The sequence below is a fragment of the Micromonospora sp. NPDC023737 genome, from assembly GCF_040639715.1.
GTDB lineage: Bacteria > Actinomycetota > Actinomycetes > Mycobacteriales > Micromonosporaceae > Micromonospora.
Map to the genome: position 1 here is coordinate 107,719 of NZ_JBFAAL010000015.1, position 14,066 is coordinate 121,784.

The following is a 14,066-nucleotide window of genomic DNA, read 5'->3' on the forward strand; positions in this document are numbered from 1 at the left end:
ATGTCTATGGCCGATCTGGCAACGACTTCCGATGGGCTCGAATCCGAGCAGCAGACGCTACGCGTCGCGCTCGTCGGCGCGGGGTTCATGGGGCAGGTCCACGCGGAGGCGGCCCGGCGCGCCGGCGCGAGCGTCGTGGGAGTGGTGGCCTCCCGGCCCGAACGCGCCGCCGCCGCCGCACGCGCGACCGGCGCGGACGAGGGCTACCGGGACCTGGCCGCGCTGCTCGACCAGGCCGAGATCGACGTGCTGCACGTGTGCACGCCCAACACGTCGCACGCCCCCGTCGTCGCCGCCGCGCTCGCCGCCGGTGTGCACGTCATCTGCGAGAAGCCGCTGGCAACCGGGAGCGCCGACGCGGTGGCGCTCGTCGAGGCGGCCGCCGGCCGAGTGGCGGCCGTCCCCTTCGTCTACCGCTTCCACCCCATGGTGCGCGAGCTTCGGGCCCGGCTGGCCGCCGGCGAGGCCGGTCACCTCTCCAGCGTGACCGGTGGCTACCTCCAGGACTGGCTGTCCCGTCCGTCCGACGACGACTGGCGGGTCGACTCCGCGCTCGGCGGACCGTCACGTGCCTTCGCCGACATCGGCTCGCACTGGTGCGACCTGTTCGAGTTCGCCACCGGCGACCGGATCAGCCGCCTGTCCGCCCGCACCGCGGTCGTGCACGAACGCGCCCCCGGGAATCGGACGCCCACCGAGGACCTGGCCGCCGTGCACTTCACCACCACCGCCGGCCTGGTCGGCACGCTGGTGGTGTCGCAGGTGGCCGCCGGGCGCAAGAACCGGCTGCAGCTCGAGATCTCCGGCACCGAGGCGAGCTTCGGCTTCGATCAGGAGGACCCGGAGCGGCTGTGGATCGGCCGGCGGGACGGCGGCCAGACGCTGCTGCGCGACCCGGCGACGCTGCACCCCTCCGCCGCGCGCTACGTCCGGCTGCCGGCCGGACACGCGCAGGGCTACCAGGACTGCTTCGACGCGTTCGTCGCCGACACCTACCGGGCGGTGCGCGGCGAGGTTCCGGACGGACTGCCCACCTTCACCGACGGCCTGCGCGCCGTCCGGATCACGGACGCGGTGCTGGCCTCGGCGGCCGAGGACGGCGCGTGGACGCAGGTGCCGGCATGACACCCGGCGCGACACCACGCGTGCGGCTGACCGGCATCAGCAAGTCCTTCCTCGGCGTACCCGTGTTGCACGGTGTGGACCTGGACCTGCGCGGCGGCGAGGTCCACGCGGTGATGGGTGAGAACGGCGCGGGCAAGTCCACGCTGCTCAAGGTGCTGGCCGGGGTGCACCGGCCCGACAACGGCACCATCGAGGTCGACGGCGCCCAGGTGTCCTTCACCGGCCCCACCGACGCGCAGCGCGCCGGCATCGCGATCATCCACCAGGAGTTCACCCTGCTGCCGCACCGCAGCGTCGCCGAGAACGTCTACCTCGGTCGTGAGCCCGTACGGCGGATGCAGGTCGACCGCCGGCGGATGGTGGCCGACACCCGCAAGCTGCTGGACTGGCTCGGCGAGGACGGCATCGACCCCACCGCAGTCGTGTCGTCGCTGTCGGTCGCTCAGCGGCAGGTCGTGGAGATCGTCAAGGCGCTGTCGACCGACGCGCGGGTGCTGGGCATGGACGAGCCGACCGCCGCGCTCGCCGACCACGAGGTCGAGCTGCTCTACGACCTGGTCCGCCGGCTCCGCGAGCGGGGCATCGCGATCCTCTACGTCTCGCACCGCATGCGCGAGGTGTTCGACCTCTCCGACCGGATCACCGTGCTCAAGGACGGCCGGTTCGTCACCTGCGCCCCGACTCGCGACCTGACCCCGGACGACCTCGTCCGGCACATGGTGGGCCGCGACCTGGGCGAGTACTACCCGGACCGGGCCCGCACCGACGACCTCGGGCCCGTCCGCCTCGCGCTGCACGGCGCCGGCAACGCCCGCGTACGCGAGCTGAACCTCGAGGTACGCGCCGGGGAGATCGTCGGGCTGGCCGGGCTGCAGGGCTCGGGCCGATCGGCACTCGCCCGCGCGGTCTTCGGCGTCGAACCGTTCACCACGGGCCGGCTGGAGGTGGACGGGGTGGCGCAGCGGGTGACCCGACCCCGCACCGCCGTGCGCCTCGGCATCGCGATGGTCACCGAGGACCGCAAGGGAGACGGATTGGCGCTTCGCCAGTCCGTACGCGACAACACGTTGCTGGTACGCCGCGCCGCGCTGCGCGGTCCGCGCGCCCGCGCCCGCTCCGACGTGCCGGCGTTGCTCGACCTGGTCAACGTGGTGGCCCGCGGCGAGCACCAGGAGGTGCGCTTCCTGTCCGGCGGCAACCAGCAGAAAGTCGTCCTCGCCAAGTGGCTGGCCGTCGAACCGAGGGTGCTGCTCGTCGACGAACCGACGCGCGGCATCGACGTCGGCGCGAAGCGGGCCGTGCACGAGTTGCTGCGCGACCTCGCGAAGCGCGGCGTCGCGGTACTGATGATCTCCTCGGAACTTCCCGAGCTGATCGGAATGAGCGACCGGATCCTCGTCATGCACGACGGCGCGCTCGCCGGTGAACTGCCGGCCGGTGCGAGCGAGGGGGACGTGATGGCACTGGCCACCGGGCACCGGACAGGCGCGGCGGCATGAGCATCCTGCAGGAGAAGGCCGCTCCGGCCGACCGGACGGCCATCCGGCCCGGAGTGCGCTCGCGGCTCACCCCGGTCGTCATCGTCTACCTCGCGCTGGTCACCCTGCTCGTCGTCGGCAGCGTGCTCGTCGGGATGCGCGGCGAGGTCCTGCTCGACCAGGCCGGCATCCTCAACATCCTCACCCGGTCCACCGCGCTCGGCCTCGTCGCGATCGGCCAGACCATGGTGATCCTCACCGGATCCCTCGATCTGTCCGTCGCATACCTGATCGGCCTCACGTCGCTGCTCGCGGCCGAGACGATGGCCGGGCAGGACGGCATGGTCGTACCCGGCGTGCTGCTCGCGCTCGCCGTGGCCGCCGCCGTCGGACTGGTCAACGGACTGGTCATCACCGTCCTCAGGGCCAACGCGTTCATCGCCACCCTCGGCGTGGCGCTGATCCTGCGCGGCTACCTCGAGAACAACTACACCGGCCCGGCCGGCGACGTACCACGCAGCTTCCAGCACCTCGGCTACGACCGGATCGGACCGCTGCCCGTCGCGGCACTGCTCATGCTCGCCGTCGCCGCACTGGCCTGGTGGTACCTGTCGCGGACCCGCCCCGGCTACCACATGTACGCCGTCGGCGGTGACATCGAGGTGGCCCGGCTCTCCGGCGTACCGACCCGCCGGGTCGTGGTCACCGCACACGTACTGTGCTCGGTCGCCGCCGGCCTCACCGGGATCTACCTGGCGAGCCGGCTCGGCTCCGGTGCGCCGTACGTCGGCACGGACGCCGGCTACGACCTGGAGTCCATCGCCGCCGTCGTGCTCGGCGGGACCCTGCTCGCCGGCGGTCGCGGCGGCGTCGTCGGCACCATCGGCGGCGTGCTCATCCTCGCCACCCTCGACACGATCTTCGACGACCTCGCCGTCGACCCGTTCTTCAAGGACGTGGTACGCGGCGTCGTCCTGGTGACCGCGGTCGCGCTCTACGCCCGCCGCATGATGGCCGACCGCAACCGGGGGAGGTTGGCATGACCTGGCGTCCCCGCCTGGCCGAGGGCACCGCACCGGTGCTGGTCGTCCTGCTCCTGCTGCTCGTCGGCCTCGCGATCGCCGGCCCCGCCTACGACGAACCGTCCGGATACCTGGCGCTGCTCAAGCGCGCCGCGCCGCTGATGATCCTCGCCATCGGGCAGTACTTCGTCATCGTCTCCGGCGGCTTCGACCTGTCGGTGGGAGCCCTGGTCACCGCCGGGGTGGTCATCGCCGCCCGGCTCATCGACGGAGACGAGGCGGCGACGACCTGGGTGATCCTGCTCGTGCTCGGGTTCGGGCTGCTGGTCGGCCTGGTCAACGGGCTGATCACGACGAAACTGCTGGTGCCGTCGTTCATCGTCACCCTCGGCATGCTGCTCGTGCTCGACGGCGCGACCTTCCTGTGGACCGACGGCGCACCCCGCGGCGCGTTGTCGGCCGGGTTCCGGACGTTCGGGCGCGGCGCCCTGGACGTACCGGTGCTCGGCGAGGTCCCGTGGTCGGTGCTGATCCTGTCGGCGATCCTGGTGGCCGCGGCGCTGTTCATGCGCAGCGGAACCGGCCGGGCGCTGGTCGCGGTCGGCGACAACGAGGCCGCCGTGCGCCTGTCCGGAGGTCAGGTCGACCGGCTCCGGTTGCTCGGGTTCGTCCTCTCCGGACTGCTAGCCGCCGTCGCCTCGATCCTGCTCGGCGGGTTCGCCGGCGTATCCGCGCAGGTCGGCAACGGCCTGGAGTTCCGGGCGATCACCGCCGTCGTGCTGGGCGGCGTCCTCCTCGGCGGCGGGCGCGGCTCGGTGGTCGCGGCCGCCGCCGGCGCGCTGTCCCTGGAGGCACTGTTCACGCTGCTGAACCTGCTCGGTGTCAGCGGCGCGCTCGAATCGGCCGTGCAAGGCCTGATCATCATCGCCGCGGTCGCCTACGCCTCGCTCGGCGGCGGGCTGCGGCACCGGCTGCGGTCACGACCGAAGCAGCGCAACACGGCGCAACCCGCACCCTCCTGAAGTCCCCCTGGCCAGTGAGGAGAACACGAATAATGACCAAGAGATGGGCCCTGGTGGCCGCGGCGAGCGTGCTCGCGCTCGCCGGATGCTCCAGTGACCTGCCCGAGGACACCAACCCCGGCGCCGCCGCGTCGTCCGGCTCCGACACCCGCAAGTCGGAGTTCTTCGACCAGGCCGAGTACGACCGGCAGCTCGCGTTCCGCAACGCCACCCCGCAGGGCCCGGAGGGCAAGCCGTGGGAGCAGATGCTCGAGCCGGAGATGGTGGACACCACGAAGTTCGCCAAGACCGGCGGGAAGTACACCCTCTGCTTCTCCAACGCCGCGGTGGACAACCCGTGGCGGCAGGTGGGCCTCAAGACCATGCAGCAGGAGGTGAAGCTGCACCCGGAGATCAGCGATTTCGTCGTGCTGGACGCGGAGGCCAAGGACGACAAGCAGATCAGTGACATCCAGTCGCTCAGCGGCCGGAACTGCTCGGCGATCGTCATCTCGCCCAACACCACCGCCACCCTGACCCCGGCCGTCGAGCAGGCGTGCGCGACCGGCGTGCCGGTGATCGTGTTCGACCGTGGTGTCAACACCAGCTGCCCGGTCACCTTCATCCACCCCATCGGCGGCTTCGCCTTCGGGGCGAACGGCGCGGAGTTCCTGACCGAGAAGGTCAAGCCGGGCGGCAAGGTCCTCGCCCTGCGCATCCTGCCCGGTGTCGACGTGCTTGAGCAGCGGTGGGCGGCGGCCAACGAGATCTTCGTCGGCAGCGAGCTCGACGTGGTCGGCGTGGAGTTCACCGATGGGGACGCGGCCAAGACCAAGAGCATCGTGGCCGACTACATCCAGCGCGAGGGTGAGATCAACGGTGTGTGGATGGACGCCGGCGCGACCGCCGTCGCAGCGGTGGAGGCCTTCCAGGACGCCGGCGTCGAGGTGCCCGCGTTCGTCGGTGAGGACCAGCAGGACTTCCTGCGGTTGTGGGTCGACGAGGGCCTGACCGCCGTCGCGCCGACCTACCCCACCTACCAGTGGCGCACCCCGATCATCGCCGCGCTGAAGATCCTAAAGGGCGAGCAGGTGCCGAAGGAGTGGGTGCTTCCGCAGCCGCGGATCACCAGCGAGAACGTCCAGCAGTACGTGCAGCAGGACATGCCGCCGCTGCACTACGCGATGTGCGGCTGCGAGGGAATGCCGGGCTACCCGGGACCGTGGAAGTGACCGGACATCGACTCGGGGTCAACACCTGGGTGTGGACCTCGCCGCTGACCGACGCGACCCTGGCCGCCCTCGCGGCCAAGGTCGCGGGGTGGGGCTTCGACGTGCTCGAACTCCCCGTCGAGGACCCGGACGACTGGGATCCGAAGCGGGCCGCGCAGGTGCTCACCGACCACGGTCTCGCCGTCACCGTCTGCCTCGTCATGCCACCCGGCCGGGAACTCGTCGCCACGGACCCGGCCACCATCCGGTCCACCCAGGACTACCTGCGCCGGGTGGTGGACGCCGCCGCGACGGTCGGCTCACCGGTGATCGCCGGCCCGGCGTACGCCTCGGTCGGCCGCACCTGGCGGCTGTCTCCGGGCGAGCGGGCCGCGGCGTACGACCAGCTGCGGGACAGCCTCGCCCCGGTCGCCGACCACGCCGGCGCGGCCGGTGTCACGGTCGCCGTCGAACCACTCAACCGCTACGAGACGAGCCTGCTCAACACCGTCGGCCAGACCCTCGAGGCGATCGCCGGCCTGCCGCACTGCGGGCTCGCGCTCGACCTCTACCACCAGAACATCGAGGAGACGAACGTCCCGGCGGCGATCCGCTCGGCCGCCGGGCGGATCGCACACGTCCAGGTCTGCGGCAACGACCGCGGCACGCCCGGCACCGACCACCTGGACTGGCCGGCGATCCTCACCGCGGTCGACGACGCGGGCTACACCGGCCCGCTCTGCATCGAGTCGTTCACCGCGGAGAACGCGACGATCGCCACCGCGGCCTCCATCTGGCGACCGCTGGCGGCGAGCCAGGACGCGATCGCCGTGGACGGCCTCAAGTTCCTCAAGGCGGTGATGCCCCAGCCCCCACCAGCTCGCTGACCCGGTCCCGACGGCGCCGGCACGCCGCACGGTCACGACCACGACAGAACCTCACGTCCCAGGGAGGAAGCACCCCATGAACGTGACCTGGCGTCCCCGGTGGGGACGGCTGCTCGCGATGCCGGTCGCCGCCGCGCTCGCGATGTCCATGCTCAGCACAGCGCCGGCCGCCGCCCACCCGGGTGCGCACGGCGACGCCCACGTCCTGATCTTCACGAAGACCACCCAGTACCGGCACGCCGAGGCGATCGAGCAGGGCGTCCCCGTGCTCCAGGAGGCCTTCGCCGACGCCGGGATCACCACCGAGCACACCGAGGACTCGTCGATCTTCAACGACGAGGACCTCGCACACTTCGACGCCCTGGTCATGTTCCAGGCCTCCGGCGACCCGTGGACCGCCGACCAGAAGGCGGCGATGGAACGCTACATGCAGGCCGGCCACGGCATCGTCGCCATCCACAACGCGACCGACATGCGCGGGAACTACCCGTGGTGGGACAACATGATCGGCTCGCTGATGCCCGGCCACGCGGCCACCGGCAGCAGCCCCGGCCTTCCCGGCACGGTCCGCGTCGAGGATCGCACACACCCGTCGACCAGCCACCTGCCGCAGCGGTGGGAACGGGCCGACGAGTGGTACAACTACGCGCTCAACGTGCGCGGCGACGCGCACGTGCTGGCCACTATGGATGAGACCACGTACGACCCGGGCGGCAACGCCATGGGCTACGACCACCCGATCTCCTGGTGCAAGCCGTACGACGGCGGCCGCGCCTGGATGACCGGAATGGGCCACTTCGGTGCGCACTACACCGGCGAGCCGCGACTGGTGCAGCACATCGTCGGCGGGGTGAAGTGGGCGGCCGGCATGGTCGAGGGCGACTGCGGCGCGACCACCTGGGACAAGTTCGAGCGGGTGCCGCTGGACCAGAACACCAGCGCGCCGTACGCGATGGACGTCGCACCCGACGGCCGGGTGTTCTTCACCGAGCTGGTCCGCGGCGAGATCCGGGTGTACGACCCGGCCAGCCGGACCACGTCGACCGCGATCACCATCCCGGTGTACTCCGGCGGCGAGGACGGCCTCCTGGGCATCGCCCTCGACCCGGCCTTCGCGACCAACGGCCACCTCTACGTCTACTACTCCCCGGCGAGCAGCGACGACTCCGATCCGGCCAACTTCGTCAACCGGCTGTCCCGGCTGACCGTGGGTGAGGGGTCGCAGATCGACCGGGCCAGCGAGAAGGTGCTGCTGGAGGTGCCCGCGCGGCGGTTGCCCGACGAGCCGGGGCACACCGGCGGTGGGCTGGCCTTCGGCCTGGACGGCAACCTCTACCTCGGCGTGGGCGACGACGTGAACCCGCACTCCGAGCCGTCCGGCGGGTACGCGCCACTGTCGGAACGCGACAACACCTTCCACGACGCCCGGGCCACCTCGGCCAACACCAACGACCTGCGCGGCAAGATCCTGCGTATCCACCCGGAGTCGGACGGCACGTACAGCATCCCCGAGGGGAACATGTTCGCCCCGGGCACCGCGAAGACCCGCCCGGAGATCTACGCGATGGGCTTCCGCAACCCGTTCCGCTTCTCGATCGACCCGCGGACCGGCGCGCTGGGCATGGCCGACTACTCGCCGGACAACGGCAACGACAACCCCGACCGCGGCCCCGCCGGCATCGCCGAGTGGAACCTCATCACCGAACCCGGCTTCTACGGGTGGCCGCTCTGCATGGGCGACAACGAGCCGTTCCGGGACGTCGACTACCGAACCAACCCGGTGACCGTCGGCGCCTACTTCGACTGCGCCAACCCGGTCAACGACTCGATCCGTAACACCGGCCTCACCCAGCTGCCCGCCGCCAAGCCGGCGAAGATGTGGTACGGCTACAAGCGTTCCTCGGTGCCGTCGGTCATCCCGCAGGGCGGTGGCCTCGCCCCGATGGGCGGGCCCTTCTACCAGTACGACCCCGACCTGGAGTCGGACACCAAGTTCCCGGCGTACTACGACGGCAAGCCGTTCTTCTACGAGTGGTCCCGCAACAAGATGTACTCGGTCATTCCCGACGGCGACGGCAACGTCGAGAAGGTCAACCCGTTCCTGCCGCAGGAGCAGTTCCTCGCGCCGATCGACTCGAGCTTCGGCCCGGAGGGCTCCCTGTACGTGCTCGACTGGGGTGGCGGTTTCGGCCGGGACAATCCGAACTCGGGCCTGTACCGCATCGACTACATCTCCGGCTCGCGCTCCCCGGAGGCGAAGGCCACCGCCACGCCGGACTCCGGACATGCCCCGCTCGAGGTGCGGTTCGACGGCGCTCCGTCGTCCGACCCGGAGGGCGAGCAGCTTACCTACGCGTGGGACTTCGACGGCGACGGCACGGTCGACTCGACCGAACGCGCGCCGACCCACACGTACACCGACAACGGCGTCTACAACCCCCGGCTCACGGTGACCGATCCGCACGGCAAGACCGGCACCACGACGGTGCCCGTCACGGTCGGCAACAAGCGACCCGAGGTGCGCTTCGAACTGCCCCCGAAGGGCGGGTTCTTCGACTTCGGTGACGAGGTCAGCTGGAAGCTGTCGGTCACCGATGCCGAGGACACCCAGATCGACGACGCGGACGTGGTGATCCAACCGGCGCTCGGCCACGACGAACACGCACACCCCGCGGATCCGCTGCACGGGCGGACCGGCACGGTGGCCACCTCGCTCGGTGGCGGGCACAGCGACGACATGAACGTCTTCTACGCCCTCGACGGTCGTTACACCGACTCCGGCGGCGCGGACGGCATTCCCCCGCTCACCGGATCGGACACCACGCTGCTGTTCCCCAAGCAGCGTGAAGCCGAGTTCTTCGAGGCATCGCACGGCGTCACCGTGGCGGCGTCGCGGGACGTGGAGGGCCACGCCGACGCCATCACCGGTCAGAACGGCGCGTGGGCGTCGTACGACCCGGTGCACCTGCACGGCGTGGACAAGCTGGTCCTACGGGTCAGCGCGGCCAGCGCCGGCAGTATCGAGCTGCGCCGCGGCGCACCGGACGGCGCGCTGCTGGGCACCGCGCAGGTGCCGGCGACGCCGGCCGGCCGCTACGTCGACGTACCGGTCGACGTCACCGACCCGGGCGAGACGTTCACCCTGTACGCGGTGTTCCCCGGTGCCGGCGAGCGGCGGCTGAACTTCATCGAGGCCGACGGCAAGGGTGTCTCACCCACGAGCAAGCCGAAGGTCGCGGTGACCGCCCCGACCGCCGACGACGACCTGGAGCCGGGCGCGATTCAGGTCACCGCCGACGCGAGCGATGCGGAGAACACGGTCACCAAGGTCGAGTTCTTCGTCGGCGACACCTCGATCGGCACCGACACCACGGCGCCGTACGCGGTGACGTGGAACGCCACGACGCAGCAGCGCTACCAGCTGACCGCGGTCGCCACCAACGACAAGGGCGCCAGCACCACCTCCCGCATCGTCGAGGTGGAGGTCGGTGACCTGTACGGCGACTGGCAGACCTTCAGCAACGCCGACGCCACCTTCGACCGGCCGGACACCGACACATGGGTGATCAACTCCGGTGGCGCGAACATGTGGCAGGGCACCGACCAGTACGGCGCGGTGTACCGCCCGGCCGCCGCAGGCAACGAGTGGACGGCCACGGTGAAGATCGAGCGGCAGGGCAATTCGAACGCCTCCGCCAAGGCCGGGCTCATCGTCCGCAACGACATCACCCAACCCGGCACCTCGCCCGGGTACGCGGCGATGACGCTGCGTGCCGGCCTCGGGTTCGAGTGGTTGCGCGACACCGACGGCAACGGGCAGCTCGACGCCAGCACTGGGGCGAGCACGACGAGCTACCCGGCATGGGTGCGGATCGTCCGCGACGGCAGCCAGTACTACGGCTACTGGAGCAAGGACGGCGTGAACTTCACCCGGGTCGGTGACCCGGTGACGCTCACCGGCGCGGTGAGCCCGCAGGACATCGGACTCGCGGTGACCGCGCACAGCACCTCGGCCAAGAGCGAGGTGGAGTTCTCCGGGTTCAGCCTGGTGGACGAGGCCATCCACCCCGATCCGGATCCGGAGCCCGAGCCGGGACCGGGCTGCGACTCGCCCGACGGCGGTTCCCTGGCGCCGAGTGACGAGTTCGACGGTGACCAGCTCGACGGCTGCCGGTGGGACGCGGTGGTGCGCTACGTCTCGTCGAAGGTCGCGATGACCGACGGGCAGCTGCGGATCGAGACGCAGCCGGGCGACATCAACGACAGCAACCCTGTCTCGCCGCGCAACTTCATCCTCCAGGACCTGCCGGACGGGGACTGGACGATCCAGACCCGGCTGACGCCGACGATGCTGCATCGCTGGCAGCTGGCCGGGTTCCTGGTGTACGCCGACGACGACAACTACGTGAAGTTCGACGTGGTGGCGACGAACCCCAACGGCTCGCCGACGGATCTGCGGGCCGAGTTGGTCTCGGAGCGCAACGGGCAGTTCGGCAACGGCGGCAACCGGTCCGTCGACGTCGCGGAGACGACCGAGAGCGGCTGGTACGACCTGCGGCTGAAGCGGACCGGGAACACCTACTCGGCCGAGATCAGCGACGGCGGGGTCAACTGGACGTCGCTGGGTGACCCGGTGACCAACGACGCCGCCATGACGTCGTTCGGTCTGATGGCGGTGGGCCCGGAGCAGGTGTCGCCGGTGACGGTGGCGTTCGACTACTTCCGGGTGGTCGACACGACGCCGCCATCGGTGTCGGTGACGGTCGACCCGGCGGCACCGAACGGCGACAACGGGTGGTACGTCTCGCCGGTCACCGTCTCGGCGACCGGGTCGGACGACAGCGGCCGCCCGGTGCGGATCTCCTACCGGGCCGGCGACGGCGAGTGGGCCGACTACCGGCAGCCGGTGCCCGTGACCGGGGACGGCACCCACGAGCTGCGGTTCCGGGCGGTCGACGAGTCGGGCAACGTCTCGACGGAGTCGGTGGTGCCGTTGCGGGTCGACGCCACCGGTCCGACCGTGAAGTTCGATGGGATCGAGGACGGTGGCTCCTACCAGCTCGGTAAGGAGTTGCCGATCACGGCCTCGGCGGCCGACCCGGCGTCGGGCGTCGCGTCGGTGGTGGTGACGCTGGACGGCAAGCCGGTCAGCGGAGCGGCCGCGCCGACGGCCGGCACGCACCGGGTGACCGCGGTGGCCACCGACAAGGCCGGCAACGTCACGGAGTCGACGGCGTCGTTCGAGGTGGTGGCGACGTACGCCAACACCAGGGCGCTGTTGGAACGCTACCGGAAGGAGGGCTCGGTCCCGCCGGCTCGCGCGGTGGTCCTGAAAGCTCAGCTCCAGGTGGCCGAGCAGATGGCGAAGGCCGGCCGGAAGGCGCAGGCCGAGGCAGCGCTCGACCGGTTCACGGCGTTCGTCGGCACCATCGACGACGAGCAGGCGCGCGCCCAGCTGATCGCGGCGAGCGCCTACCTGAGGGCCCACCTGTGAGGTGATGACGGCGAGCCGGTGCCGGCCGGCTCCCGACCGGTGCCGGAGCACGCGTGGCGTGCTCCGGCATCTGGTCTTTCGGTTCTCATCTTCGCCCGGGGCGGCTCAGCCCGCCGGGCGCTGGGCACACATCATCGCCATGATGCTGCAACTCTGCGATGTGCAGGTGGTCACCGCATGAATGTCCACGGCAGCCCGGCGTCCAGGTCCAGGCGCCGGTGCTTCCGCCGATGGAATCACGGTCTCGGACAGGACGCTCGACGACGACAACAGCACGACACGCCGCAGGCCTGCCGCCCCGCGTCGAGGAAACCGTCGAGCCCGGCGAGGGCCGGGCACATCAGGTCGCCTGCTCGAAGCCGGACGCCGCCGTCGGCCGGGGTTCCGGCCGACGTCCTGTGTGCCGTCAGGGCTGGAGGTCGACCACGCCTTTGCCGCTCGCGATGTCCAGTGGCACTGACACGTGGTCGTGGGTGATCAACCAGTCGCCGTCGATCCGCTGGAAGCAGTAGGTGATCCTGACCCACATGCCGTCCGTCGCCGTCCCGTTCCGCAAGGTACCGCTGGTGCGGGCGTAGCCGTATCCGAACGCCACGTCATCGCCCACGACGAGGGTCAGGTCGCGGACCTCGTAGGCCAGACGGTCGAAGAATTCGAACACACGCGTCCAGGCGGCGAGTTTCGCCGCTGTTCCGACGTGTCGCAGCGGCGGCTCGATGTCGAAGGACACGACGTCTGGGGCGTAGAGCTGCTTGAGACCTTCGACGTCCTTGGCGGTGACCCGTTCGACGACCGTCTCGATCTGCCGGCGGATCCCGGCTTCGTCATGCTTTCCCATGCCGCCGACACTATGACTCTGGAGTTATGCCGTCTAAGACCAATATTGCTATGGCGTTATAGATGGGGAGGCATGATGGAGTTGAACTCGCTCCGGCAGTTCCTGGTGGTGGCGCGGCTCGAGCACCTGAGCCGGGCAGCCGACGAGTTGCGCGTCGCCCAGCCGTCGCTCAGCCGCACCATCGCCCGTATGGAAAGCGAACTGGGGGTGCCGTTGTTCGACCGGAGCGGACGGCTCCGGCTGAACGACACGGGCAAGCTCTTCCGCGATCACGTCGAACGCGCCCTCGGCGAGCTCGAAGCCGGACAGCGTGCCGTCGCCGAGGCCGCGAGTCAGGGCCTGGGCGTCGCGAGACTGGCGTCGGAGACCTTCCTCACCCTCACCGGGCCACTGGCGGCCTTCAAACGCGCCCATCCCGCGATCGAGGTCGAGCTCCACTGGTCGCCGTCGGAAGAGATGGGCCGCCGGCTGCGCGCCCGAGACGTCGATCTGTGTATCGCCTCGCAGCCGATCCACGCCGAAGGACTGGAGTCGGCGCATCTGTTCGACGAAGCCGTGGCGGTGGTCGTACCGTTCGGTCACCCGCTGGCGGACCGCACGACGGTGACCCTCGACGAACTCGCCGACCAGCCCTTCATCACCGCCCGCCGGGGACATTGGTTACGCCGGCTGCTCGACCGTCTCTTCGCCGCCCACGGCCTCAACCCGAAGATCGTCTGCGAATGCGACGAACACAGCGCCATCGCCGGTCTGATCAGCGCCGGACTCGGCATCGGCCTGGTCCCCGCCTTCGCGCGCCGCAGCGCCCCCCACGCCCCGGTCGCCTGGCTCACCGTCGACAGCGCCGACTGCCGACGCACGGTCACCCTCTATTGGGGCGCCGACAGCCACCTGTCGGACGCCGCCCGCCTGATGCGCACCACGATCACCCACTGGGACTGGACAACCGGCGCGTCGCAGGGTGAACAACCCTAGGCGACCCTCCTGCGGATGATCCACCGTGGTCGAAC

The 14,066-nt window shown here is 70.6% G+C and carries 9 protein-coding genes; 8 read left to right on the plus strand and 1 reads right to left on the minus strand.

Features of this window, described 5'->3' with window-relative positions; genetic code table 11:
• The 7 genes from AB0F98_RS25805 to AB0F98_RS25835 all read left to right on the plus strand — a co-directional run bounded on the left by AB0F98_RS25805 (window position 1) and on the right by AB0F98_RS25835 (window position 12,218).
• On the plus strand, window positions 1-1,125 hold the full coding sequence (locus tag AB0F98_RS25805) for a Gfo/Idh/MocA family oxidoreductase (protein ID WP_357740108.1): 1,125 nt from the start codon (window positions 1-3) through the stop codon (window positions 1,123-1,125).
• A complete protein-coding gene (locus AB0F98_RS25810) occupies window positions 1,104-2,624 on the plus strand; it encodes a sugar ABC transporter ATP-binding protein (RefSeq protein ID WP_357740111.1) in 1,521 nt (506 codons plus the stop codon). Before AB0F98_RS25805 ends, AB0F98_RS25810 begins: the two co-directional genes overlap by 22 nt.
• Window positions 2,621-3,646: an ABC transporter permease gene (locus tag AB0F98_RS25815; protein WP_357740114.1), complete on the plus strand. Its 1,026-nt coding sequence runs from the start codon at window positions 2,621-2,623 to the stop codon at window positions 3,644-3,646. The genes AB0F98_RS25810 and AB0F98_RS25815 overlap by 4 nt, the downstream gene beginning before the upstream one ends.
• Window positions 3,643-4,647: an ABC transporter permease gene (locus AB0F98_RS25820; protein WP_357740117.1), complete on the plus strand. Its 1,005-nt coding sequence runs from the start codon at window positions 3,643-3,645 to the stop codon at window positions 4,645-4,647. The genes AB0F98_RS25815 and AB0F98_RS25820 overlap by 4 nt, the downstream gene beginning before the upstream one ends.
• A gap of 32 nt (window positions 4,648-4,679) precedes the next feature.
• Window positions 4,680-5,858 carry a substrate-binding domain-containing protein gene (locus AB0F98_RS25825; protein WP_357740120.1) on the plus strand — a complete coding sequence of 393 codons (1,179 nt, stop codon included), beginning with the start codon at window positions 4,680-4,682 and terminating at the stop codon, window positions 5,856-5,858.
• On the plus strand, window positions 5,855-6,724 hold the full coding sequence (locus AB0F98_RS25830; RefSeq protein ID WP_357740123.1) for a sugar phosphate isomerase/epimerase family protein: 870 nt from the start codon (window positions 5,855-5,857) through the stop codon (window positions 6,722-6,724). Before AB0F98_RS25825 ends, AB0F98_RS25830 begins: the two co-directional genes overlap by 4 nt.
• Before the next feature lie 76 nt (window positions 6,725-6,800).
• The gene (locus AB0F98_RS25835; protein WP_357740126.1) at window positions 6,801-12,218 is read left to right on the plus strand and encodes a ThuA domain-containing protein; all 5,418 of its coding nucleotides are present in this window, start codon (window positions 6,801-6,803) and stop codon (window positions 12,216-12,218) included.
• A 406-nt stretch (window positions 12,219-12,624) separates the two neighbouring features.
• On the opposite strand, the gene AB0F98_RS25840 is transcribed toward AB0F98_RS25835, so the two are convergent.
• On the minus strand, window positions 12,625-13,056 hold the full coding sequence (locus AB0F98_RS25840) for a nuclear transport factor 2 family protein (protein ID WP_357740129.1): 432 nt from the start codon (window positions 13,054-13,056) through the stop codon (window positions 12,625-12,627).
• A gap of 75 nt (window positions 13,057-13,131) precedes the next feature.
• Here AB0F98_RS25840 and AB0F98_RS25845 point away from each other — a divergent pair, with 75 nt between their 5' ends.
• A complete protein-coding gene (locus tag AB0F98_RS25845) occupies window positions 13,132-14,031 on the plus strand; it encodes a LysR substrate-binding domain-containing protein (RefSeq protein WP_357740187.1) in 900 nt (299 codons plus the stop codon).
• The last annotated feature ends 35 nt before the right edge of the window (window positions 14,032-14,066 follow it).